At 60.0% G+C, this 22,946-nt stretch carries 19 protein-coding genes and 1 rRNA gene; 8 read left to right on the plus strand and 12 right to left on the minus strand.

All coding sequences use genetic code 11. The features are described from left to right. Positions 1-107 (plus strand): 5S ribosomal RNA (rrf, locus tag ACQ4WN_RS08195); the annotation flags it as partial. Positions 108-361: 254 nt separating this feature from the next. On the opposite strand, the gene dacB is transcribed toward rrf, so the two are convergent. After that, positions 362-1,864: a D-alanyl-D-alanine carboxypeptidase/D-alanyl-D-alanine endopeptidase gene (gene dacB / locus ACQ4WN_RS08200; RefSeq protein WP_436551084.1), complete on the minus strand. Its 1,503-nt coding sequence runs from the start codon at positions 1,862-1,864 to the stop codon at positions 362-364. An 8-nt stretch (positions 1,865-1,872) separates the two neighbouring features. After that, complete coding sequence (locus ACQ4WN_RS08205; RefSeq protein WP_100874942.1) at positions 1,873-3,111, minus strand: nucleoside recognition domain-containing protein; 1,239 nt, start codon at positions 3,109-3,111, stop codon at positions 1,873-1,875. A gap of 218 nt (positions 3,112-3,329) precedes the next feature. Here ACQ4WN_RS08205 and ACQ4WN_RS08210 point away from each other — a divergent pair, with 218 nt between their 5' ends. From ACQ4WN_RS08210 to ACQ4WN_RS08230, 5 genes are all read left to right on the plus strand, one after another. After that, a complete protein-coding gene (locus tag ACQ4WN_RS08210; protein WP_436551238.1) occupies positions 3,330-5,132 on the plus strand; it encodes an ABC transporter substrate-binding protein in 1,803 nt (600 codons plus the stop codon). Between the two features lie 217 nt (positions 5,133-5,349). Next, a complete protein-coding gene (locus tag ACQ4WN_RS08215; RefSeq protein WP_436551085.1) occupies positions 5,350-6,207 on the plus strand; it encodes a TonB-dependent receptor plug domain-containing protein in 858 nt (285 codons plus the stop codon). Positions 6,208-6,222: 15 nt separating this feature from the next. Beyond that, entirely contained in the window at positions 6,223-8,103 is a 1,881-nt protein-coding gene (locus ACQ4WN_RS08220) for a TonB-dependent receptor domain-containing protein (protein ID WP_436551086.1), read from the plus strand. A gap of 202 nt (positions 8,104-8,305) precedes the next feature. Beyond that, a complete protein-coding gene (locus ACQ4WN_RS08225) occupies positions 8,306-9,271 on the plus strand; it encodes a S66 peptidase family protein (protein WP_436551087.1) in 966 nt (321 codons plus the stop codon). A gap of 88 nt (positions 9,272-9,359) precedes the next feature. Beyond that, positions 9,360-10,253, plus strand: a complete 894-nt coding sequence (locus ACQ4WN_RS08230) for a YihY/virulence factor BrkB family protein (protein ID WP_436551088.1) — start codon at positions 9,360-9,362, stop codon at positions 10,251-10,253. A 475-nt stretch (positions 10,254-10,728) separates the two neighbouring features. Here the strand turns inward: ACQ4WN_RS08230 and ACQ4WN_RS08235 are convergent, their stop codons facing one another. The 6 genes from ACQ4WN_RS08235 to ACQ4WN_RS08260 form a co-directional block, all read right to left on the minus strand. After that, on the minus strand, positions 10,729-11,856 hold the full coding sequence (locus tag ACQ4WN_RS08235) for an acyl-CoA dehydrogenase family protein (protein WP_436551089.1): 1,128 nt from the start codon (positions 11,854-11,856) through the stop codon (positions 10,729-10,731). A 39-nt stretch (positions 11,857-11,895) separates the two neighbouring features. After that, the gene (locus ACQ4WN_RS08240) at positions 11,896-12,564 is read right to left on the minus strand and encodes an SDR family oxidoreductase (RefSeq protein WP_436551090.1); all 669 of its coding nucleotides are present in this window, start codon (positions 12,562-12,564) and stop codon (positions 11,896-11,898) included. Positions 12,565-12,640: 76 nt separating this feature from the next. After that, positions 12,641-13,837, minus strand: a complete 1,197-nt coding sequence (locus tag ACQ4WN_RS08245) for an acetyl-CoA C-acyltransferase (RefSeq protein WP_436551091.1) — start codon at positions 13,835-13,837, stop codon at positions 12,641-12,643. Beyond that, positions 13,819-15,633 (minus strand): bifunctional isocitrate dehydrogenase kinase/phosphatase, encoded by a 1,815-nt coding sequence (gene aceK, locus ACQ4WN_RS08250; RefSeq protein WP_436551092.1) that lies wholly within the window; start codon positions 15,631-15,633, stop codon positions 13,819-13,821. Before aceK ends, ACQ4WN_RS08245 begins: the two co-directional genes overlap by 19 nt. Positions 15,634-15,686: 53 nt before the next feature. After that, entirely contained in the window at positions 15,687-16,871 is a 1,185-nt protein-coding gene (locus tag ACQ4WN_RS08255; protein ID WP_436551093.1) for an isovaleryl-CoA dehydrogenase, read from the minus strand. A gap of 124 nt (positions 16,872-16,995) precedes the next feature. Further along, positions 16,996-17,400: a MerR family transcriptional regulator gene (locus ACQ4WN_RS08260; RefSeq protein ID WP_436551239.1), complete on the minus strand. Its 405-nt coding sequence runs from the start codon at positions 17,398-17,400 to the stop codon at positions 16,996-16,998. 712 nt (positions 17,401-18,112) lie between these two features. On the opposite strand from ACQ4WN_RS08260, the gene ACQ4WN_RS08265 reads away from it, so the two are divergent. After that, positions 18,113-18,520, plus strand: a complete 408-nt coding sequence (locus tag ACQ4WN_RS08265) for a hypothetical protein (RefSeq protein WP_034753756.1) — start codon at positions 18,113-18,115, stop codon at positions 18,518-18,520. Positions 18,521-18,609: 89 nt separating this feature from the next. Beyond that, a complete protein-coding gene (locus ACQ4WN_RS08270; protein WP_102123441.1) occupies positions 18,610-18,936 on the plus strand; it encodes a hypothetical protein in 327 nt (108 codons plus the stop codon). Positions 18,937-19,069: 133 nt separating this feature from the next. On the opposite strand, the gene ACQ4WN_RS08275 is transcribed toward ACQ4WN_RS08270, so the two are convergent. The 4 genes from ACQ4WN_RS08275 to ACQ4WN_RS08290 all read right to left on the minus strand — a co-directional run bounded on the left by ACQ4WN_RS08275 (position 19,070) and on the right by ACQ4WN_RS08290 (position 22,927). Beyond that, a complete protein-coding gene (locus ACQ4WN_RS08275) occupies positions 19,070-19,684 on the minus strand; it encodes a UbiX family flavin prenyltransferase (RefSeq protein WP_436551094.1) in 615 nt (204 codons plus the stop codon). Then, positions 19,677-19,988: a Grx4 family monothiol glutaredoxin gene (grxD, locus tag ACQ4WN_RS08280; RefSeq protein WP_436476003.1), complete on the minus strand. Its 312-nt coding sequence runs from the start codon at positions 19,986-19,988 to the stop codon at positions 19,677-19,679. Before grxD ends, ACQ4WN_RS08275 begins: the two co-directional genes overlap by 8 nt. A gap of 73 nt (positions 19,989-20,061) precedes the next feature. Beyond that, positions 20,062-20,574 (minus strand): GNAT family N-acetyltransferase, encoded by a 513-nt coding sequence (locus ACQ4WN_RS08285; RefSeq protein ID WP_436551095.1) that lies wholly within the window; start codon positions 20,572-20,574, stop codon positions 20,062-20,064. 4 nt (positions 20,575-20,578) lie between these two features. Continuing rightward, positions 20,579-22,927: a Tex family protein gene (locus ACQ4WN_RS08290; RefSeq protein ID WP_436551096.1), complete on the minus strand. Its 2,349-nt coding sequence runs from the start codon at positions 22,925-22,927 to the stop codon at positions 20,579-20,581. Positions 22,928-22,946: the final 19 nt, after the last annotated feature.

Below are 22,946 nucleotides of genomic sequence, written 5' to 3' on the forward strand. Positions count from 1 at the left end.
GACCATAGCAAGTTGGTCCCACCCCTTCCCATCCCGAACAGGACCGTGAAACAACTTTGCGCCGATGATAGTGCTGCAACCAGTGTGAAAGTAGGTTATCGTCAGGCTTGTTATTCGCAGTAGAGAAAAACCCCGCCAGCAATGGTGGGGTTTTTTTTCGTCTGGTGGTTTTAGTGTGAGCCCCAAGCGAAGGCTGGGGTCAGTCACTTCGTGATCGGGATGTGCCCCACTGGGGCGCATCCCCCCGCCTCGCTCGTTAGCAATGACTTTTGCGTTAGCGGCATGGAGGGTCTGACCCCGGCTGTTCAGCAGGCGTAAAAAAGGCAGCGCGCAGCGCTGCCTTTCTGTCTTTGCTTCCCTTTTATTGAGCAGCCACTACCGGCCTAGCGCCGCTCCTGGCCACCCACTCGATCAGCGCATCGACAGCCGCACGGCCATTGCCGTTGCCCACCAGGTCGCTATTGATCATGGCGACCACCACGCACAGTTGATTGTTGGCATCGGGCACATAGCCTGCGATGGCCACCACATTCTTCAAGGTTCCCGTCTTGATGCGGGCCCGCGTGGCTGCAGGACTATTCAGCAGGCGCTTGCGCATGGTGCCGTCCAGCGCCACGATGGGCAGGCTGGACTGGAACTCGGGCGCCCACGGGCTTTGCTGCATCGCTTGCAGCACGCCGGACAGTTGCGCCGGCGTAATGCGTCCCGTGCGCGACAGGCCGGAACCGTTGTCGACCAGCATGCCCTGGGTATCGATATGGTGCCGCTGGAACCATTCTTGGATGACTAGCCGCGCCCGGCTGGCCGTGTCTTCCGGCGCCGCCATGGCAACGGGACGGCTGCCCAGCCAGCCATCGCTTTGCAAGCTGCCCAAGCTCAGGAACAAGGTGCGGGCCAGGGTGTTGTCGGATGTCTTGTTGATATCGCGCAAGACCTCAGGCAAGGCGCGCGCCACATGGTCGGCCAGCATACGCGTGCCGACCGGTTCGGCCGTCGGCGGCAAGCCCGTAAACGGCGCTTCGCGCACCGTGCCCGAGATCGTGCCACCCAGGCGTTTCCAGGTCGCACGGAACAAACGGTCCGCATAGTCGTTGCGATCTAGCACATTGATGCTGGTGGCCTTGTTGCAATTTTGCGGGAAGGTGCCGTGCAGTATCACCTGCAGCTTGCCGCTCGCATCGCGCCGGTATTCGGGCGGGCGCCAGCCATCTTCCCACCGGGCGCAGCTGCCCTTGACCAGCTTCATGTCGCTCGTGATGCTGACATTCTCGAGTGGCGGCTGCATGAGGATGCTCAACTGCCGGTCCGTCGAGCTCATGTTGATATCGAGCAAATTGGTATTCAGCAATAAGGCATCGGGGATGACGTTGTAGCGGAACTCGGCCGACTCATCGAAGGGCGGTGCACCGATATCGGGCCGGGCCGGCTGGAACAGCTGGCGGTCGAGGATCAAATCGCCCTTGATTTTCACGATGCCCTGGTTGCGCAGGGTTTGCAGCATGTGCGCCAGCACGTCCGCGTTGAAATCCGTGTCGGCGCCGCCGCGCAGGATCAGGTCGCCCTTCAGTACGCCATTGATGACGTCGGCGCTGGTGCGCAACTCTGTGCGGCCGCGGAAGATGGGACCCAGTTGCTCCAGGCCCACGGCCGTCGTCACCAGTTTCATGGTGGACGCTGGCTGCATGCTGCGTTCGGCGCCATGCGACAGCACAGTGGTGTTGCCGCGTAAGACGATGGCGCCCATGGCGTCTTCGGGAATATTCGCGCTGCGCAATAGCAGGCTGACGGACTCGGGTAATTGCGCGTGGGCTGTCGACAGGCCGATGCCAGCCAGCAAGGCGGCGATGAGGATGGGACGAAACATGGCGCTCCTTAGTGGAAAAAGACGTAGGCGACAAAGACGGCCGTGACCACGCCAGCGAAATCGGCGATGAGGCCGGCCGTGATCGCATAGCGCGTCTTGCGAATGCCCACCGAGCCGAAGTACAGGGCCACGATATAGAAAGTGGTGTCGGCTGAGCCCTGGAACACGCAGGCCAGGCGCCCGACGAAGGAGTCGACGCCGTAGGTATTCATGGCGTCGATCATCATGGCTTTCGAGCCGGAGCCGCTGAGCGGCTTCATCATGGCCGTCGGCAGGGCGGGCACGAAATCCGTATTGATGCCCAGGTTGGCGAAGAACCAGTTCATGCCGCTCATCAGGAAATTGAACACGCCCGCATTGCGGATCACGCTGATGGCGACCAGCATGCCGACCAGGTAGGGAATCACGGTGATCGAGGTCTGGATGCCGCCTTTCGCGCCCTCGATGAAGGCGTCATACACGTTCACCTTCTTGCGCAGGGCGCCGATGATGAAGATGGCGATAACGCTGATTAATACCAGGTTGCTGACCACCTTCGACACCAACTCGATTTCCTGTTTCGTCAGGTATTGCGTGAAGTACCAGATCATGGCCACGATGGCGCTCGTCATGCCGCCCATCCAGCCAAGAACGACCCTGTTGAGCAAGTTGATGCGTTGCTTGATGGACACCGTGATGATGCCGACCATGGTGGCGACATAGGTGGCGATCATGCAGGGGATGAAGATATCGGATGGATCGGCCGCGCCGAGGATGGAGCGCTGCGCCATGATGGCCAGCGGGATCAGGGTCAGGCCCGAGGTGTGCAGCACCAAAAACATGATTTGCGCATTCGTCGCCTCTTCCTTGTTCGGATTCAAGGTCTGCAGGCTTTCCATGGCCTTCAAGCCAAAGGGCGTGGCCGCATTGTCCAGGCCCAGCAGGTTGGCCGAGAAATTCATCACCATGTGGCCGGTGGCCGGGTGGTCTTTCGGAATTTCCGGAAAGATGCGTGAAAAGAAGGGCGCGATGACTTTTGCCAGCCAGCCGACGATGCCCGCCTTTTCACCGATGTTCATGATGCCCAGCCACAAGGTCATCACGCCCGCCAGCGGCAGGGCGATATCCATCACGCCCATGCGCGCCGTTTCGAACGTGCCGTCGATGATGCGCTTGAAGATATCGGTATCGCCGAGAAATAGCCACTGCAGCACTGCGGCCAGGAAGCCAACGAGGAAAAAGCCGGACCAGATGTAATTAAGTGCCATATGCGATCAGTTCTGTGTGACGGGGAGGTGAAAGGAGCTGCAAGCAAAGTATAGAGGCAGCCCGATACGAGTTGATGAAAGAATGCAGCAATCACATGCCAAAAAGTTATAAGCTGGCAGCCTGTTTTCATTGGCGTCCCGTACTTTGCCCGAGTAGTCTCGGTGATGCCTGTTCTTCACGTTTGTTTGCTACCCCTGTCTGCACTGGATCACTGATGATGTTTTTACGCAAAACCGCTTGCGCCGCCGGCCTGGCACTGTTGACGCTCTTCACTGCGCCTGCTCATGCCGCCGCCGATGCCCGCGCGAACAAGACCCTGCACTTGTTTTTGAGTACCAGCGAGACGGGCCTGGACCCGGCCGTGGCGTCCGACCTGGCCAGCCTGAATTTGATGGAAAACATCTTCGATCCGCTGCTGCGCTATGACTACCTGGCGCGCCCCGTGCAGCTGCAGGGCAACACGGCGCGCGGCTTGCCAAAGGTCGAGGATGATGGGCGCACGTATATCTTTCATTTGCAGCCCGGCGTGTACTTCACGCCCGACCCCGCTTTCAAGGGCCAGCCGCGCGAGGTGACGGCGCAAGATTATGTGTATAGCCTGACGCGGTTGTATGACCCCAGCCTGAAGTCGCCGTGGCTGTTCTTGCTGGAAGACAAGCTGGTGGGCGATGCCGCCCTGAAAGCCAAGTTCAGCTACGACACGCCGATCGCCGGCTTGCAGGCGCTGGACAAATACACCCTGCGCATCCGCCTGAACGGCGTCGACCCGAATTTCCTGTTTTACCTGGCCATGCCTGCGACAGCTGTGGTGGCGCGTGAGGTGGCCGAAGCGTATGCGGCGCCGGGGCAGATCGGCAACCATCCCGTGGGCACGGGGCCGTTCCTGGTGAAGGAATGGAAGCGCAGCGACAAGATCGTTCTGCAAGCCAATCCAACTTTCCGTGCCACCGTGTTCCGTACCGAGGCCAAGGCGCTGGCCGCCTTGCCGGTCGACGCGCGCGCCATCGCCGCTTCGCTGGAAGGCCAGCGTCTGCCTCTGGTTGAGCGCATCGAGGTGCGCATCGTTGAAGAATATCAATCGCGCATGCTGGGTTTTCTGAAAGGCGAATTCGACTACCTGGAGCAAGTGCCCGAATCGATGACGGACATGGTGCTGGAAAACGGCGCGCTGAAACCGGCGCTGGCCGCCAAGGGCTTGCAGCTGACGCGCTTTCCCGTGCTGCAAACGTATTACATGTGGATGAATATGGACGATCCCGTGCTGGGCGGCACGAGCAAGGACAAGCTGGCCCTGCGGCGCGCCATTGCCCTCAGCTACAACAGCCGCGAAGACATCGCGCTGCTGAAAAAGGGGCTGGCCTTGCCGGCGCAGTCGCCGCTGCCGCCCAATGTGCTCGGGTACGACAAGAGCTACCGCAGCCCCGTCGGCTACGATCCCGTGCTGGCGCGCGCGCTGCTGGACCGCTTCGGCTACAAGGCGGGCGTCGACGGTTTCCGTACGCAGCCCGATGGCAGGCCCTTGACCTTGACCATGCACACGGAGCCGAGCACGGTGGGACGGCTGCGCGATGAATTGTGGCGGCGCAATCTGAACGCCATCGGCTTGCGCGTGGAATTTAAAAGCGACAAGAAGACGGAGATTATCAAGGCGTCGCGCCTGGGCAAGGTGCAGATGTTCGAGACCAACTGGATCGCCGACTTCCCCGATGGCGATAACTTTATGCAATTGTTGTATGGCGGCAACGTCGGCCGCGCCAACTATGCCCGCTTCAACTTGCCCGATTACAATAAACGCTATGAGGAGGCGCGCCTGCTATCCGATACGCCGCGCCGACACAGTCTGTACTTCGACCTGTTTCAGCTGATCCACGCTTACACGCCGTGGGTGTTGCTGACACATCCCATCTCTGCCGACCTGCAGCAACCGTGGCTAAAAAACTACAGGCGCCACCCCGTGGAATTCACGTCCTGGCGCTATCTGGACGTCGATTCCGCCAAGGGCCGCCCCGCAGGCAAGTGACCACGTCGCTGAAAAGGGCATTCATTCCAAAAAGTTATGGTTAGGAAAGCATTTTTCATTGGCTGGCCGCGGATGCATCGCGCTACTCTGAAAATGAAAACAAATAAAGTCATGCGCAAATGTCATAAAAAAATGTACCGCGAGACAGACGTTGCGACATATCTAGACAGCCTGACTTGATCACTCAAGTTTCGATTGCCCAACAAGGAGAAGACCTGTGAAATTGAAGAAGCTAGCGCAGTTGGTGGCATTGATGGGGGTAGTGGGGCCGGTGATGGCACAGGAAGCGGTACCGCCAGCGATGCAACGGGTCGAAGTGACGGGCAGCAGCATCAAGCGCGTGGCCAAGGAAGGCGCGCTGCCGGTGCAAGTCATCACCTTTGACCAGATGGAAAAACAGGGCATCACGACGGCTGAGCAACTGGTGCGTACCCTGTCGGCCAATGGCACGGGCGCCGAGAACATGACTTCGGGCAATAACGTGTTTGGCGCCGATGCCGACCGCCTGGCCGGCGGCGCCTCGTTCGCCTCGCTGCGGGGCCTGGGACCCAGCTCAACCCTGGTGCTGCTGAATGGCCGTCGCGTGGCCACGCATGGCGCCAGTGGCCGCGCTGTCGACTTGAATTCCATTCCACTGGGTGCAATATCTCGCGTGGAAATTCTCAAGGATGGCGCCTCGGCCATCTATGGCACGGACGCCATCGGCGGCGTGATCAATTTCATTCTGAAGACCAATTACACCGGCGTGGAAGCCTCCGTTTCCACCAACGATACGCAAGCGGGCGGCGGCGCCACGCGCCGCGCTTCCATACTGGCCGGCACGGGTTCGCTGGAAGAGGATCGCTACAACATCATGGCCAGCCTGACGGTCGACAAGGCGCAGCGCCTGAACGGCAGCGACCGCTCCTTCGTCAACGGCTACCAGCCGGGCCGGGGGCTGTCGCCGGACACCACGGGTACGCCGTTTGCCAACCAGCTGACGGGTGCCGGCACGGCACTGGGCACCGCGTTCCAGCTGCCTGGCGACCCGAATAAATACCTGCAAGCCAATCCCTTGAGCTTCCAGGGCAAGTGAGACACAGTAGCTGGCATGTCGCAATACCAGACGGAGCTGTGGAAAGACGTGACCTCGCCGCTGCGCACCAGGTATTCGTGTGCGTACGACTATGGCGCCGACTATGTGCTGCAATTCCCTGTGGAGCGAGCCAATTTCCTGTCGCGCGGCACGTTCAAGCTGGCGCCCGACCACCGCATGTTTGTCGAGGTGCTCGGCTCGCGTACCAAGGCCACGGCCATTTTGACGCCGATGCAGGTGCAGACGAGCATCGCCAACAAGGCCGTGTATCCGGTGGGTGGCGCGTATTACCAGGATTTGTCGGCCTACATCCCGTCTTTCGACAATACCAAGCCGATTGCCTACAAATGGCGCGCCAATGACGTGGGCAACCGTACGCAGGAAAATACCACCGACAACGCGCGCGTGTTGCTGGGCTTTGAAGGCAACTTCGGCAAATGGGATTACAAGACCGGCGTTTCCTACGCACAGAGCACCACGAAGACCAAGCTGACCGATGGCTATTCCTACACGGACAAGTTGTACGCGGCCCTGGGGACAGGCATCATCAATCCCTGGATAGGCGCGGGCCAAAGCCAGACGGACGCGGCCAAACAATTGATCGAGTCGACCAAGTTCCGTGGCGCCTTCCAGCATGGCAAGACGACCCTGACGCAGATCGATGGCTCTGTTTCCGGCGAGCTGTTCCAGCTGCCGGCTGGCGCCGTGGCGATGGCCGCCGGTTTTGACTTGCGCCGCGAGGGCTACAGTTTCGGACAGGATGTCGATGCCAATCTGATTCTGTTGGCGCCTGGAAATGCCGCATTGAAGGATGTCAGCCGCAACGTCAAGGCCGTGTATGCCGAGTTGCTGGTACCCATCATGAAAGACCTGGAAATGCAGCTGGCCGTGCGCCGTGATGATTACAGCCAGGTGGGCGCCACCACGAATCCGAAGATTGCCTTGCGCTACCAACCGGCCGACTTCGTCCTGTTCCGCGCCTCGGCCAGCAAGGGCTTCCTGGCGCCCAGTTTCGACCAGTTGTATTCGGGCGTGCTGACGCAGGAGCTGCCAAACGGCTCGAAGGATCCGGAAGGCTGCGCCAGGAATCCTGGCGTGGCCGAATATTGTTCCATTCCCCGCCTCATTTACACGACGGGCGGCAACCTGAACCTGAAGCCGGAGACGTCGAAGCAGGGCAGCGTCGGTATCGTCATCGAACCTGTAAAGGGTTACTCTGCCTCGTTCGATTACTGGGCCATCAATACCCAGGACCAGCTCCTGAAACGCACGCCGCAAGTCGTGCTGGCCAATTACCAGGCGCTGAACCAGTATATTTTCCGCAAGGCCGATGGCACCATCGATTACGTACAGGCGGGCTGGTTCAATGCGGGGGGCAGCCGCGTGCGCGGCCTGGACGTGAGCTTGCGCGGCGAAGGCAAGGTGCAGGACGCGAAATGGACGGCGACCCTGGACGGCACGTATATGGACAGCTTCAAGTTTGCCGAATACAAGGGGCAAGAATACAAGGAGCTGGTTGGCAATTTCTACACGCGTGATTTGTACTTGCGCTGGAAACACAATGCCAGCTTTGGCGTGTCGCGCGGCGACTGGAGCGGCTTGCTGATCCAGAGTTTTGCTTCCGGCTACAAGGACCAGGTACCGAATGACGGCAAGGGCACGCCGCCGCCAGGCTTCAAGTCCGATGTGTCCAGCTACACCACGTATAACTTGTCGGGCAGCTACACTGGCTTCAAGAATACCACCATCACCGTGGGCATCCAGAACCTGTTCGACCGCGATCCACCGTTCACCGCGCACAACGTGGATGAAGTGGTGGGGGCCGGCTGGGATCCCCGCGTGGCCGACCCGCGCGGCCGCGCCTTCACCTTCCAGCTGAAGTACAAGTTCCTGTAAGGCAGCGATGCCGGCGGCAAGATTGCCGGCATGCTACTCTCGTGCGGCGGCGCCTGGCGTCGCCGTTCTTATTCCAGGAAAGGGCCGCATGTCCAGTCAGACCAATCTCAGCCGGTGCCGCTTTGGCGGCTTGCTGGCCGCCACTTTTGGGGCGGCAGGCACACCGGCGTGGGCGGCGGCCGCGCAAGGGAAGGGAAAACGCATGCAACAGCAACACGCATTGATCAAACCGGCGCGCCTGCGCGAAGGCGACCTGGTGGCCATCATCGCACCGGGCGGTTTTACGGATGAGGAGGCCATCGCCAAGGCCCAGCGTAATATCGAATCGCTGGGCTTGCGCACCAGCCTGGGTGCCAACATCCGCGCCGTGCACGGCAACTATGCGGGCACGGTGCAGCAGCGCCTCGACGACTTGCACGCGGTGTTTCGTGACCCGGAAGTCAAGGCTGTGTGGGCCATCCGTGGCGGCTCCGGCTGCATCTCGCTGCTGGCGCTGCTCGACTACGCCTTGATCCAGCGCAACCCAAAAGTGCTGGTCGGCTATTCCGACATCACGGCCCTGCACCTGGCCATCGGCCGCCAGACGGGCCTGGTGACCTTCCACGGCCCCGTGGCCTCGTCCACGTTTTCCGAGTACACGGTGACGCAGCTGCGCAATGTGCTGATGACGCCGCAAGACAGTTACACGATCCCGATGGCGCTGGACAACCACCGCCGCGCGCAGACGCACGCCAACTTCGCCATCCGCACCGTGCATGGCGGCCAGGCGACGGGACGCTTGACGGGCGGCAACCTGTGCATGGTCAGCGCACTGGCCGGCACGCCGTATGCGGCTGATTTCCGCGAGCGCATCCTTTTCCTGGAAGAAATCAATGAAGTGCCGTATCGCATCGACAGGATGTTATGCCAGCTCGACCTGTCCGTGGGGTTCAACAAGGCGGCGGCCTTGATGCTGGGCATTTTCGAGCATTGCGAGGCGGCCGAGGGCGACACGGCGCTGACCCTCGATGCGACCCTGGACCAGCATTTGCTGCCATTGAGAGTACCGGCCGTCAGCGGCTATTCGTTTGGCCACATCCGCCACCAGTTCACGCTCCCCATGGGCATCCTGGCTACGCTTGATGCGGACCGGCAAACCTTGACCTTGCTGGAGCCGGCCGTCTGCTAGCGTACGGTGCAGCAGGGCGATTGTCAGTATGCTAGTGTGATTGCAGGCGTGGCACGAGGCCGCGCCGCTTTCTTCACCGCCCCCCGACATGATCAACCGCCACGCCAGTACCTACATCCTCAGCCATCCGCTGGCCTTCGCGCTGCAGGTGCTGAAGGGATTCCGCGCCAACCAGGGCTTGCTGCTGGCGGGCGCCGTCGCGTATTACTCGCTGCTGTCCATCGTGCCCCTGCTGATGCTGGTAGTGGTGGCCCTGTCGCACGTGATTGCAGAAGACGAGCTGTTGCGGACCATCGGCCATTACCTGGAATGGCTGGTGCCAGGGCAATCGAAAGCCATCGTGGCCGAAGTCGCGCATTTCCTCAATAACCGGGGCGTGATCGGCTGGCTGCTGCTGCTGACCATGTTGTTTTTCAGCTCGCTGGCGTTTACCGTGCTGGAAAACGCCATGAGCGTGATTTTCGTGCACCGCGTGGCCATCCGCCGCCGCCATTTCCTCATTTCCGCCGTGCTGCCGTACTGCTACATCCTGTGCCTGGGCGTGGGCATCTTGCTGATCACCCTGGTGGCGGGCGGCCTGCAAGTGATGGGCGATGAAAGCGTGCGCTTCTTGCGCCATGACTGGGGCCTGGAAGGGGTGTCTGGCGTGCTGCTGTACTTGCTCGGGCTGGGAGGGGAAATCCTCGTACTGAGCTCGATTTACCTGGTCATGCCGGTGGGAAGGTTATCGATTACGCATGCGCTGATCGGCGGCGTGACGGCGGCCCTGCTGTGGGAAATCGCCCGCCATGTGCTGGTCTGGTATTTTTCCACCTTGTCGCAGGTGAATGTCGTGTATGGCTCGATGACGACGGCCATCGTCGTCATGTTCAGCCTGGAAATCGGCGCCACCCTGCTGCTGCTGGGCGCGCAAGTGATTTCCGAATATGAAAGAGTGGTGCGTGGCGGCGAAGAAGAAAAGCCGCTGGCGCTAAGGACTTGATTGAAAGTGTGGATTAAATTCGTTATTGCACCGCACAAAAAGCTGTGCTATACTCCGTTCAGTGATTGAGATTTGGCAGCAAATTATCTCACCATCCAGTTTCAGCGCGGCGACCGACAGGTGTAATGTCGATGGCGTGACAGCGCGAAGAGTGGATTTTGTAATTCCGGATACGTTGGTCGATTTACACTTGGAGTCACCATGCAGATAGCATGGGAGTCCGAAAATCAGGAGGCACTTTGCAGATAGCACTGGCGTCCATGACACGATTAAAGCATTGGTAATACATTGGAACGAAGCCTACCCTGAGTAGGCTTTTTTTTCGTCTGGTGGGCGCGTTTATCAACCTACTGCGCAGCCCGCTCTCGAATCGGCGTTACTCGCCGTACCGAAGTACGGCTGCGTTACTCAATCCGATATCGGGCTTGCTCGCTACGGTTTCTAAAAGCGCTGAGACTCTTACTTCCAAATACTTTTACAAGGCCCTGGCGATCAGGATTTTCTGAATATCGCTGGTCCCCTCATAAATCTGGCATACGCGCACGTCGCGATAGATACGCTCGACGGGGAAGTCGGACACGTAACCATAGCCGCCGTGCACCTGGATGGCGTCCGAGCACACTTTTTCCGCCATTTCCGACGCAAACAGCTTGGCCATGGCCGCTTCCTTCAGGCATGGCAAGCCCGCATCCTTCATCGACGCCGCGTGGCGTATCAGCTGGCGCGCCGCTTCGATTTGCGTGGCCATGTCAGCCAGGCGGAATTGCACGGCCTGGTGTTCATAGATGGGTTTGCCGAAACTTTCGCGTTCGCGCGCATAGCTCAGGGCCGCTTCGTACGCGGCGCGCGCCATGCCCACGGCTTGCGAAGCGATGCCGATGCGTCCGCCTTCCAGGCCGGACAGCGCGATCTTGTAGCCTTGTCCTTCTTCGCCAATCAGATTTTCCGCCGGAATGCGGCAGTTGTCGAACAGGATTTGCGCCGTGTCCGACGAGTGCTGGCCCATCTTCTGTTCCAGTCCCGCCACGATGTAGCCTTGTGTGTTCGTCGGCACCCAGAAGGCGCTGATGCCGCGCTTGCCGGCCGCCTTGTCCGTGACGGCCATGACGATGGCCACGTCCGCATACTTGCCGCTGGTAATGAATTGTTTCGTGCCGTTGATGACGTATGCATTGCCGTCGAGGGTGGCCGTGGTGCGCAGCGCAGACGCGTCGCTGCCCGTGTGCGGTTCCGTCAGGCAAAATGCCCCCAGCATGCTGCCTTGTGCCAGCGGGCGCAGCCACTGTTCTTTCTGTGCCTCGTTGGCGTACATCATGCCGATGCTGCACACGGGGCAATTATTCACCGAAATGATGGTCGAGGTGCCGCCATCACCGGCGGCGATTTCTTCCAGTACCAGGGCCAGCGACACGTAGTCGAGGCCGGCGCCACCGAGCGCTTCCGGCACGGCCACGCCAAAGGCGCCCAGCGCGGCCAGTTCCTGCAATTCTTCCTTGGGGAAATGATGTTCCTTGTCCCAGCGGGCCGCATGGGGCGCCAGGCGCTCGCGCGAAAAATTGCGCAGCGCTTCCTGGATCATTGTCTGTTCTTCATTCAGTATCATGGGACGTCGTCTCGTTTGTTTTTATGGTGTGTGGGGGAATTACCAGGCGATGGGCTTGCCATCGTAGTTGCGGAACACGGCCTTGTCCGTGGCCGGCAGGCTGGCCAGGGTGGCGCGGATGCCGGCAGCGCTTTGCTCTGGTGAAATATCGGCGCCGGCGCCGCCCATGTCCGTGCGTACCCAGCCCGGATGGATAGCCACGCAGCTGACGCCTTGCGGGCCATGCACGAGGGCCGTGTCGATCAGCACGGAATTCAAGGCGGCCTTGCTGGCGCGATACAGCGAACCGCTGGGGTTGCCCCGTTCGCTCAAGGAGCCCATGTGCGAGGACAGCACGGCCAGTTTGCCCTTGGCATTCGCTACCAGCGGCGCCAGTATCGGCAGCAGGCGCATGGCTGCCAGCACGTTCGTGTGCATGACGAGATCAAAATCTGCTTGTGCAGGAAACCCATCGTGACGGGGGCCATACACGCCCGCGTTGAGGATGGCCACGTCGAGCTTTTCATCGTCGAACTTCCAGCCCAGTGCGGCACAGCCTTCCACATCCGTCACGTCGAGCTGGTGCGCTTCCGCGCCCAGTTGCTTGAGGGCATCGCAAGCGTCCGGTGTGCGCGCTGTGGCGATCACCCGCCAGCCATCGTGACGGTATTGACGGACGATTTCGTGGCCGATGCCGCGCGAGGCGCCGATGATCAATGCGGTAGGCATGTGTTTTCTCCCTGGAATGAATGAAAGGGCGCGCACGTGGCCATGATGGCCGTGCGCGCCCGTGCTTCAGCGCAGCTTATACCAGTTCGATCGCCATCGCCGTCGCTTCGCCGCCGCCGATGCACAGGGCCGCCACGCCGCGCTTGCCGCCGGTTTTCTTCAATGCGCCCAGCAACGTGACGATGATGCGCGCGCCCGAGGCGCCGATCGGGTGGCCCAGCGCGCACGCGCCGCCGTGGATGTTGATCTTGCTGTGCGGAATGTCGAGGTCGTGCATGGCGGCCATCGGCACGGCGGCGAACGCTTCATTGATCTCGAACAAGTCTACCTTGCTGCTGCTCCAGCCCGTTTTGGCGTACAGCTTCTTGATGGCGCCGATGGGGGCCGTGGTGAACTCGTTCGGTGCCTGCGCGTGCGTGGCGTGGCCGTGGATTTTTGCGATGACGGTGCAACCGAGTTTTTTCGCCGTCGATTCGCGCATCAGCACCAGGGCGGCCGCGCCATCGTTGATGGACGAAGACGAGGCTGCCGTGATGGTGCCGTCTTTCTTGAACGCGGCTTTCAAGGTCGGGATTTTTTCCAGGCGAGCCTTTTGCGGGCCTTCATCGATGCTGACGACGGTGTCGCCGCCGCGGCCGGAAACGGTCACGGGAACGATTTCCCATTCGAAACTGCCATCCTTGGTGGCCGCTTGCGCGCGTTTCACCGATTCGATGGCAAACGCATCTTGCGCTTCGCGCGTGAAGCTGTACTGGCTGGCGCACTCTTCTGCAAACGTGCCCATCGAGCGTGCATTGCCCTTTTCATCGCGGCTGTAGGCGTCTTCCAGGCCATCCATCATCATGTGGTCATAGATCATGCCGTGGCCGATGCGGTAGCCGCCGCGCGCCTTCGGCACCAGGTAGGGGGCGTTGGTCATCGATTCCATGCCGCCGGCCACCACCACGTCGGCGCTGCCGGCGAGCAAGGTATCGTGTGCGAACATGGTCGTCTGCATGGCCGAGCCGCACATTTTCGACAGCGTCACGGCGCCGGTGGAGTCGGGCAAGCCAGCCTTGCGCAAGGCTTGGCGCGCAGGCGCCTGGCCCTGGCCGGCCATCAGGCAATTGCCGAAATACACGTGTTCAACGGCATCCGGTGCCACGCCGGCCCGTTCCACGGCGGCGCGGATGGCCACGGCGCCCAGGTCGCTGGCGGTGACATTGGCAAAGTCGCCCTGGAAGGCGCCCATGGGGGTGCGCGCGGCACCGACGATTACGACTGGATCATGCATGTTGGATCTCCGGTTAAGGGTGGGGAAGGTGACTGCATACAAAAACGCAGGTGCTGCGGATAAGGGAAGACGTCCTCGATATGGCCGTCTTCGATGCGCTGCTTGCGCGCCTGCCAGTATTGCGCCGTCAGCAGGTCGGCATGGTGCTGCATGAAATAGGTGCGGATGCGGGGATTGCCCAGCAGGAACGTGCCGAATTGTTCGGGAAACACATCGTGCTTGCCGATGGGATACCATGGTTCGGCCGACATTTCTTCCTCCTCCGTGCGCGCCTGGGGAATGACGCGGAACTGGCAATCGGTGATGTACTCGATTTCATCGTAATCGTAAAAAACGACACGCTGATGACGGGTCACGCCAAAGTTTTTGTACAGCATGTCGCCCGGAAAGATATTTGCGGCCACCAGCTCCTTGATGGCGTTGCCGTACTCCACGATGGCGTGTTCGACCAGGTCATCGCGGCCTTCCTTTTCGGCATTGCTCAGCCACATGTTCAGCGGCACCATACGCCGCTCGATGTACAGGTGGCGGATGATGATCTGCTCGTGGTCTTCCTCGACCAGCGAGGGGGCGAATTGTTTCAGTTCGGCCAGCAATTCTGCGGCAAAGCGGGCGCGGGGAAAGGCCACGTTGGAATACTCGAGCGTGTCGGCCATGCGGCCCACTCTGTCGTGATGTTTCACCAGCAAATACTTTTGCTGGACTTGCGCACGCGTGGTTTCCTTGGGGGGAGGAAAGAAATCCTTGATGACCTTGAAGACATAGGGAAACGACGGCAGGGCAAACACCAGCATCACCAGGCCGCGGATGCCGGGCGCACTTTCAAAGTGGTCCGACGAGTGTTTCAGATGCTGCAGGTAGTCGCGGTAAAACAGCGTCTTGCCCTGTTTTTGCAGGCCCAGTATCGTATAGATTTCGCTACGCGGTTTGCGCGGCAGCAAGCTGCGCAGGAATTGCACATAGGCCGATGGCACTTCCATATCCACCAGGAAATACGCACGCGTAAACGAAAACAGCACGGCAATCTGCTGCTGCTCGAACAGCACCGTGTCGAGTACCAGCTTGCCGTGGCGGTTGTGCAGGATGGGTACGACAAACGGGTATTCGCGGTTGCCGTTGATGCCCTTGCCGACCAGATAAGCGCCCTTGTTGCGGTAGAACAAACTGGTCAAGACCTGCAGCTGGTGGTTCGGCTCCAGCCTGTCGCCGCCGAACAGCTGCTGCAAACGCGCTTCCACCTGGGCCACGTCACGCTCCAGGTTGGCAAATGCGCAGTCCAGCTGGAAGTTGCTCAGCATGCGCGTCAGGGTGTGGCGCAAGCCATCCTTGCCCGGGTAATACACGCGGTAAGTGGGCACCGGGTCTTGCGTGTCGATGTACTCCGTGGAGACGACGGGACGCACGAAAATATAGTCGTTATTGAAATACGTGCGGTGCAGGATGTTGCAGCAGACGGAATTGAAGAAGGTTTCCGCCAGTTCTGGCTGCTTGTGTTCCGTCAGCATGCCGATGTAGTGCAGCTTGAGTTCGCGCCACACTTCGTCGCTCAACTCCGACTCTTCGTACTCATCTTCGAGCATCTGCACGCATTCCTGCACGCGCTTGTCATAAAAGTCGATGCGTTCGCGGGCCGCCGTCTGTGCCGCGCTCCAGGCGCCTTGCTCGAAATACCGCTTGGCGTGCTGGCTCGTTTCACGGAACAGACGGTAATGCTTGTCAAAGCCGTCGCGGATGGTGCGCGCGATATCGAATGCAATCTGGGAAGAGAGCAATTTGGGGAAGGCAATTTGCGTCATAGTTGTGCTCGCATGAATAGCGCATCACCCAGTCGATAACCGCGCACCCGTGCTTACTTGGTTTCCGCAAACAGTTCACGGCCTATCAGCATGCGGCGGATTTCGCTGGTCCCGGCGCCGATTTCATACAGCTTGGCATCGCGCCACAGGCGGCCGGCCGGATACTCGTTGATGTAGCCGTTGCCGCCCAGCGCCTGGATCGCTTCGCCCGCCATCCAGGTCGCCTTCTCCGCACTATACAGAATGGCACCGGCCGCATCCTTGCGCAACTGGCGCACGGCTTCCGGCGTGGTGGCGCGGTCGCAAGCCTGGCCCACGGCATACACATAAGCCTTGCACGCCATCATGGTCGAATACATATCGGCTAGTTTGCCTTGCATCAATTGGAATTCGCCGATGGCCTGGCCGAATTGCTTGCGGTCATGCACGTAAGGCACGACCAGGTCCATGCAAGCCTGCATGATGCCCAGCGGTCCGCCGGACAGCACGGTGCGCTCGAAATCGAGGCCCGACATCAGCACGTTGACGCCCTTGCCCAAACCGCCCAGCACGTTTTCGGCCGGCACTTCGCAATCCTGGAACACCAGTTCGCCCGTGTGTGAGCCGCGCATGCCCAGCTTGTCGAGCTTTTGCGCGATGGAAAATCCCTTGAAATTCTTTTCGATCAGGAACGCCGTCATGCCGCGCGGACCCGCTTCCAGGTCGTTTTTCGCGTACACCACCAGCACGTCCGCGTCGGGACCATTGGTGATCCACATCTTGGTGCCGTTCAAGACCCAGCGGTCGCCCTTGAAGTCGGCGCGCAGCTTCATGCTGACGACATCCGAGCCTGCATTCGGCTCCGACATGGCGAGGGCACCGATGTGCTCGCCTGTGATCAGTTTCGGCAGGTACTTGGCCTTTTGCTCGGCCGTGCCGTTGCGCTTGATCTGGTTGACGCACAGGTTCGAGTGGGCACCGTAGGACAGGCCGACGGAGGCCGAGGCGCGCGAGATTTCTTCCATGGCGATGATGTGCGCCAGGTAGCCCATGCCGGCGCCGCCGTATTCTTCGCTGACGGTGATGCCGAGCAAGCCCATGTCGCCCATCTTGCGCCACAGGTCCATGGGGAACTGGTCGGTACGGTCGATTTCGGCCGCGCGCGGCGCGATTTCGGCGGCGGCAAATTGTTGGATCGCTTCGCGCAGGGAGGCGATGTCCTCGCCGTGGTCAAAGGTCAAGCCTGGGAGATGGAGCATGTCGTCCTCGTCGTTATAGTGTGTCGGTCATGGATGCAGGGTCAGTGAAGCTATGATACTCAGTTGTGACGTTTACGTAAACGTAAAGTGAAGCGCGCGCGGCCTGCGTCTGCCGCGTGGCCACTCAGCTTGTTGGCACCTTGTCCAAGTTCAAGTCCGCCAGCATGCGCGCGCAGGCGTCTTCATGCGCGCTGATTTCCGCCAGCGCCATTTCGATATCAATGCGCTGTTGCTCCAGCGTCTGCCGGTGCTGCGCCAGCACGCCCAGGAAACGGTCCATTTGCGCGCGCGTGTCCTTCGGCGACTCGTACATGTCGACCAGGCTCTTGATTTCCGACAGCGCCAGGCCCAGGCGTTTGCCGCGCAGGGTCAGTTTGAGACGGGTGCGGTCGCGCGGCGTATAGACGCGGCTGCGCCCGCCAGCGCCTTCGCGCTTCGGGCTGAGCAAGCCCTGGTCTTCATAGAAACGGATGGCGCGCGCCGTGATGTCGAATTCCCGCGCCAGTTCGGTAATGGTATAGGTCGTCATTGCTGCGGGCGGTGTTGGTTGCATGGGTGATCGGTCGATAGATGGGGTGCTGCGAGGCAGGCGGGTGGCAAAGTGCCGTTTACGTCAACGTCAATACTATTGTAGCGTGCCCTGCCCGTGCTGCAACAAAGAAAAAAGAGGGTGTCGACAGGCAATTTGGCGAATAAGACAACAATTGCTGAAAATAAATTGATTCTTCTCGCGCAAACACGCTTAAGATCGAGAGTTGGTGGCCAAGATGACACCAAAAAGAGCTTTCCTGGCATAACTGCGACATTCTTTTCGCTATGATGGCAGTAAAATTTTTGAGTGTAGATTCTTTCCAGTAGGCACGATCAGAAAACCCCGTTTCACTATGAGCACGTTGTTTAAAATGTTTCTATATTGGAAATAAAATAGCTATTATGAAAACTTTGTCTGCAAGAAATTGTATGGCATGGGCATTGCGCGTACCGGTAGAGGAGAGCATTATCCGATACCGTACGTTGTAATGCCAAACCGAGGCTTTGAATCGTGCTGCAGTGCGAAAATCAAGGCTAGCCGCGAATTTGAACCGAAGCCGCACAGAATCACAAGAGAAAATTCGGCCATATTTTTACCCGAAAAGGCCGTCCGGAGTGTTAATTGTTAATTTATACTCTTTTCAAATGTAACAATCTGTATGGTCATTCAAGAAACTGACTTTCATGTTACAACATGAAATAGTACACCTATGAATTCTTCTAACGAACGCGAAAGCTTCAGCCAGCGACTTCAGTTGGCTCTCAAAAACGCCCATTACTCTCCAGACAGCCCGACCAGACTGGCCCGGGAATTCAACATCCGTTTCGACGGACGCCCGATTACCGTGCATGCTGCTAGGAAATGGTTAGTAGGTGAAGCAATTCCCACGCAAGAAAAATTGCGCATGATTGCCCAATGGTTGGGCGTTCCGGCGGAATGGTTGCGTTTTGGCGGCCCGGAAAGCGCCACGCCAAATGGCGAAGCGGGCAGCGCTTTGTCGCGTTTTGAGTCCGCCGATGTGAAATTAATTGCCGATTTGCAAAGATTAGATGAACATCATCGTCAAATCGCGCGTGAATTTATTCGCATGCTGGTCAGAGTCAACTACCAAAAGTAAGCATCCAGGCCATCCCCGGCCGGCGCCGTCCGCCTTTCGCTGACGGTGCTCCTCCTGTCCTTTTATTTGCGCAGCGTCATACTGGAGACATGATTTTGCCGCACAATAAGATCTCGCATGTTGCGCTGCAGCGGAATTATTTGACAATAATCCCGTACGCAGCGGCGCAGCGGCCAATACCAGCGCATAATCACATCAGAAGCAGCCAGTTCATCCACTACGGAGCCGAGCATTTGAGCCGTCTTATGAAAAGTAACTACAGCAATACCGCGCAGCTGAAGGACTTGATGACCGTGCCCCCCATGACTGCCGCGCAACATGCGGAAGTCATGCGCAAACGGATCGCCCATCGCAGGATGGTTGAAGAAGCCAGGGATTTGAAGCAGGCAAGTGCCGTTCAGTTTGAGAAGCGTTGAGTGGTGGATGCCTGAGCTACGCTGCTGCGCGTCGCGCTTTGCGGCCGGCGATGCTCACCGTGCTTCTTGGCCACAAGGGGGCGCCGAGCCTCACTGCCGCTCGCTATGCTTGTGTCAGGCATCGTGACGCCAACTAGAGGATAGGGCTGTCGCCAGCGGACTTAAGACCATTCCATCGCGGCGCCAGGCCGTGTTCGATGCCGAGCAGGTCGATGATGCGCGCCACCGTATGGTCGACCATCTCCGCGATGCTCTGCGGGTGGTGATAAAAGCTGGGGAGTGGCGGGAAGATGATGCCGCCCATTTCGGTCACGGCTGTCATATTGCGCAGGTGCGCCAGGTTGAATGGCGTTTCGCGTACCATCAAAATCAGGCGCCGGCGCTCCTTGAGCACCACATCGGCTGCCCGCGTAATCAAATTATCCGACAAGCCATGTGCCACGGCCGCCAGCGTTTTCATCGAGCACGGTGCGACGACCATGCCATCCGATTGAAACGAGCCGCTGGCAATACTCGCGCCGATATCGCGCAGCTTGTGCACCACGTGCGCCTGCGCCTCGATTTCCTTGCGCCCCACGCCCGTTTCCTGATGCAGGGTCAGTACGGCCGCGTCTGACAAGACCAGATGCGTCTCGACGCCAGGGATGGCGACCAGCAATTGCAGCAGCCGCAAGCCATACACGGCGCCCGTGGCACCCGTGATGGCCACCACGATACGGCGCGGCCGCGCAAGTTGGCTATCAGGCATCGATCAGGGATTTCAGTTCGCCCGATTCAAACATTTCATTCATGATATCGGAACCACCGATGAACTCGCCTTTGACATACAGCTGTGGAATGGTCGGCCAGTTCGAGTAATCCTTGATGCCCTGGCGCACTTCCGGGTCATCCAGCACGTTGACGGTGGCGATGTTTTCCACGCCGCACGCTTTCAGGATCTGGATGGCGCGGCCGGAAAAGCCGCACTGCGGGAACTGGGCGGTGCCCTTCATGAACAGCACGACCGGCGTGTTCGTCACGGTTTCTTTGATCCAGGTTTGTACGTCGCTCATAGCTGCCTCTGATGGATAAATAAATAGATGCCGTCATTTTATAAGAAAACGACGGCACGGGTATGCGCTCAAGTCATAAATCGGGGAAGTCAGCCACGTTGATGCTCGTTGCTACTGATAACTGCCTGCCCAGACAAACCGATTGTGCCGCGCCCACGTATTTGCCCCAGGCAAGGATGGGCACATAGCCGTGTTTGGCATAAAACGCCACGGCACGGCTATTTGCCACGCGGGTGGACAGGTGCACGGCCTGGTAGCCATGCTGGCGCGCCTGCGCCTCCACATGGGCCAGCAGCGCCGCGCCCACGCCAGCGTGGCCCGGACGCGCATACATACGCTTGAGTTCTGCCGTGGGACTGTCCGGCTCGCCCAGCGGCCGCAGGGCGGCACAACCCAGCAGGTTTCCAGCACCGTCGCGGGCCACGTAAAAGCCGCCGCGCGTCGTTGCCGCCTCGACATCGAAGGAGGAACGGCCGCTGTCGCCATTGATGCGCAGCAGCACGTCCGACAATTCGTCGAGCAGCAACTGCGCCCCGGCAGTGGCGGCGTCCACCGCCAGGATGACAAGGTCATGCCTGGCGGCCATCTGCTTAACCGCGCAGCTTGGCGAACGCGGCGGCCATGCTGCCGGCGGGCTCAGGGGCGTTGCGCGACTGCGACTGGTGCTGCGCCATGCTGCGGCGGTCGTTGCGGTCGCCCTTTTGCTCCGGCTTGCTGCCCGCCTGCGGCGCGCTGTCCGTCAGGCGCATGGTCAGCGCGATGCGCTTGCGCTTTTCATCGACTTCCAGCACTTTCACGCGCACGACTTGCCCAGCCTTGACCACCGTGTGCGGGTCCTTGACGAAGGTGCTGGACAGGGCCGAGATGTGCACGAGGCCATCCTGGTGCACACCGATGTCGACGAAGGCGCCAAAGGCGGCCACGTTGGTGACCACGCCCTCGAGGATCATGTCCGGGCGCAAGTCGCGGATTTCTTCCACGCCTTCCTTGAAGGTGGCGGTGGTAAATTCAGGACGCGGGTCGCGGCCCGGTTTTTCCAGTTCCTTCAAAATATCGGTAATAGTCGGCACGCCAAACGTGTCATCCGCATACTTTGCGGGGCTGAGGGTTTTCAGCAGGGCCGTTTCGCCGATGACGGCCTTGATATCCTTCTTGATGTCGGCCAGGATCTTTTCCACCAGCGGGTACGATTCCGGGTGGACGGCCGAGGCATCCAGCGGGTTTTCGCCACCCATTACACGCAAGAAGCCCGCTGCCTGTTCGAACGTTTTATCGCCCAGGCGCGGCACGGCTTTCAAGGCCGCGCGCGAAGTGAACGCGCCCTTCATGTCGCGGTAGCTGACGATGCTTTGCGCCACGCTGGCCGACAGGCCGGAGACGCGCGCCAGCAGGGGCGCCGAGGCCGTGTTCACATCGACGCCCACGGCGTTCACGCAATCTTCCACTACGGCATCGAGCGAGCGGGCCAGCTGGCTTTGGCTCACATCATGCTGGTACTGGCCCACGCCGATCGATTTCGGGTCAATCTTGACCAGTTCGGCCAGCGGGTCTTGCAGGCGGCGCGCAATCGACACGGCACCGCGCAGGGACACATCCATGTCCGGCAACTCTTTCGAGGCGAATTCGGACGCCGAATACACGGACGCGCCCGCTTCCGAGACGACGATCTTCGTCATCTTCGCTTCCGGGTGTTGCTTGATCAGGTCTTGCGCCAGCTTGTCCGTCTCGCGCGAAGCGGTGCCGTTGCCAATGGAAATGAGCGACACATTGTGCTTGGCGGCCAGGCGGCCCAGGGTGTGCAGCGAGCCATCCCAATCGTTTTTCGGCTGGTGCGGGTAGATCACGGCCGTGTCGACGACTTTACCGGTGGCATCGACCACCGCCACTTTCACGCCCGTGCGCAAGCCTGGGTCGAGGCCCATGGTGGCACGCTGGCCGGCCGGTGCGGCCAGCAGCAGCGCCTTCAAATTGGTGGCAAAGACGTTGATGGCATCGAGTTCCGAGCGTTCGCGCAGCGCGCCCATCAGTTCCGTTTCCAGGTGCATAAAGCTTTTCACGCGCCACGTCCAGCGCGCCGTGTCGGCCAGCCATTTGTCGGCCGGGCGGCCCAGGTTCTTGATGCCGAAGCGGGCGGCGATGCGGCCTTCGCACGGATTATGCGGCGCATCCCATTTCGGTTTTTCCGCTTCCGTATCCAGGCGCAGGGTGACGTCGAGGATGCCTTCGCGGCGGCCGCGCAACAGGGCCAGCGCGCGGTGCGAGGGAACGGTGGAAATGGTTTCCGAGTAATCGAAATAATCGGCGAATTTTTCGCCTTCCTCCTGCTTGCCTTCCACCACTTTCGATTCGACAATGCCGTGTTCCTGCACGTATTCGCGCAAGGTTTGCAGCAAGGTCGCGTCTTCGGCGAAACGCTCCATCAGAATCTGGCGCGCGCCGTCGAGGGCCGCCTTGGTGTCGGCCACGCCCGGATTATTCCCGTCGGCACTGGTAAACGCGTCGCGCAAGAACTTGCCCGCTTCCATTTCCGGCGTCAGTTCCGGATTCTCCAGCAAGCCGTCGGCCAGCGGCATCAGGCCCGCCTCGATGGCGATCTGCGCCTTCGTGCGGCGCTTTTGCTTGTACGGCAGATACAAATCTTCCAGGCGCGTCTTGTCTTCCGCGTGCATGACGGCATCGAGCAGCTCGGGCGTCATCTTGTTCTGTTCCGTGATCGAGGCCACGATGGCGGCGCGCCGCTCTTCCAGTTCGCGCAGGTAGCGCAAGCGCTCTTCGAGCAGACGCAGCTGGATATCGTCCAGGCCGCCGGTCGCTTCCTTGCGGTAACGGGCGATGAAGGGCACGGTGGCGCCTTCGTCGAGCAGTTCGATGGCGGCGGCAACCTGCACCGGTTTGGCGGCAAGTTCAAGGGCAAGGCGTTGTTCGATAGTGGGCAGCATGGTTATTTCCAGAGCGATC

This window comes from Janthinobacterium pasteuri (assembly GCF_051380775.1).
Lineage (GTDB): Bacteria > Pseudomonadota > Gammaproteobacteria > Burkholderiales > Burkholderiaceae_D > Janthinobacterium.

What these genes read in the sequence shown, in the direction of transcription:
- ACQ4WN_RS08205 (WP_100874942.1), bottom strand. Translation starts at nt 3,111, where the DNA reads ATGGCACTTAATTACATCTGGTCCGGCTTTTTCCTCGTTGGCTTCCTG.
- ACQ4WN_RS08260 (WP_436551239.1), bottom strand. Translation starts at nt 17,400, where the DNA reads ATGACGACCTATACCATTACCGAACTGGCGCGGGAATTCGACATCACG.
- ACQ4WN_RS08275 (WP_436551094.1), bottom strand. Translation starts at nt 19,684, where the DNA reads ATGCCTGATAGCCAACTTGCGCGGCCGCGCCGTATCGTGGTGGCCATC.
- ACQ4WN_RS08235 (WP_436551089.1), bottom strand. Translation starts at nt 11,856, where the DNA reads ATGATACTGAATGAAGAACAGACAATGATCCAGGAAGCGCTGCGCAAT.
- aceK (WP_436551092.1), bottom strand. Translation starts at nt 15,633, where the DNA reads ATGACGCAAATTGCCTTCCCCAAATTGCTCTCTTCCCAGATTGCATTC.
- ACQ4WN_RS08220 (WP_436551086.1), top strand. Translation starts at nt 6,223, where the DNA reads ATGTCGCAATACCAGACGGAGCTGTGGAAAGACGTGACCTCGCCGCTG.
- dacB (WP_436551084.1), bottom strand. Translation starts at nt 1,864, where the DNA reads ATGTTTCGTCCCATCCTCATCGCCGCCTTGCTGGCTGGCATCGGCCTG.
- ACQ4WN_RS08255 (WP_436551093.1), bottom strand. Translation starts at nt 16,871, where the DNA reads ATGCTCCATCTCCCAGGCTTGACCTTTGACCACGGCGAGGACATCGCC.
- grxD (WP_436476003.1), bottom strand. Translation starts at nt 19,988, where the DNA reads ATGAGCGACGTACAAACCTGGATCAAAGAAACCGTGACGAACACGCCG.
- ACQ4WN_RS08290 (WP_436551096.1), bottom strand. Translation starts at nt 22,927, where the DNA reads ATGCTGCCCACTATCGAACAACGCCTTGCCCTTGAACTTGCCGCCAAA.
- ACQ4WN_RS08245 (WP_436551091.1), bottom strand. Translation starts at nt 13,837, where the DNA reads ATGCATGATCCAGTCGTAATCGTCGGTGCCGCGCGCACCCCCATGGGC.
- ACQ4WN_RS08270 (WP_102123441.1), top strand. Translation starts at nt 18,610, where the DNA reads ATGATTTTGCCGCACAATAAGATCTCGCATGTTGCGCTGCAGCGGAAT.
- ACQ4WN_RS08210 (WP_436551238.1), top strand. Translation starts at nt 3,330, where the DNA reads ATGTTTTTACGCAAAACCGCTTGCGCCGCCGGCCTGGCACTGTTGACG.
- ACQ4WN_RS08225 (WP_436551087.1), top strand. Translation starts at nt 8,306, where the DNA reads ATGCAACAGCAACACGCATTGATCAAACCGGCGCGCCTGCGCGAAGGC.
- ACQ4WN_RS08240 (WP_436551090.1), bottom strand. Translation starts at nt 12,564, where the DNA reads ATGCCTACCGCATTGATCATCGGCGCCTCGCGCGGCATCGGCCACGAA.
- ACQ4WN_RS08285 (WP_436551095.1), bottom strand. Translation starts at nt 20,574, where the DNA reads ATGGCCGCCAGGCATGACCTTGTCATCCTGGCGGTGGACGCCGCCACT.
- ACQ4WN_RS08265 (WP_034753756.1), top strand. Translation starts at nt 18,113, where the DNA reads ATGAATTCTTCTAACGAACGCGAAAGCTTCAGCCAGCGACTTCAGTTG.
- ACQ4WN_RS08230 (WP_436551088.1), top strand. Translation starts at nt 9,360, where the DNA reads ATGATCAACCGCCACGCCAGTACCTACATCCTCAGCCATCCGCTGGCC.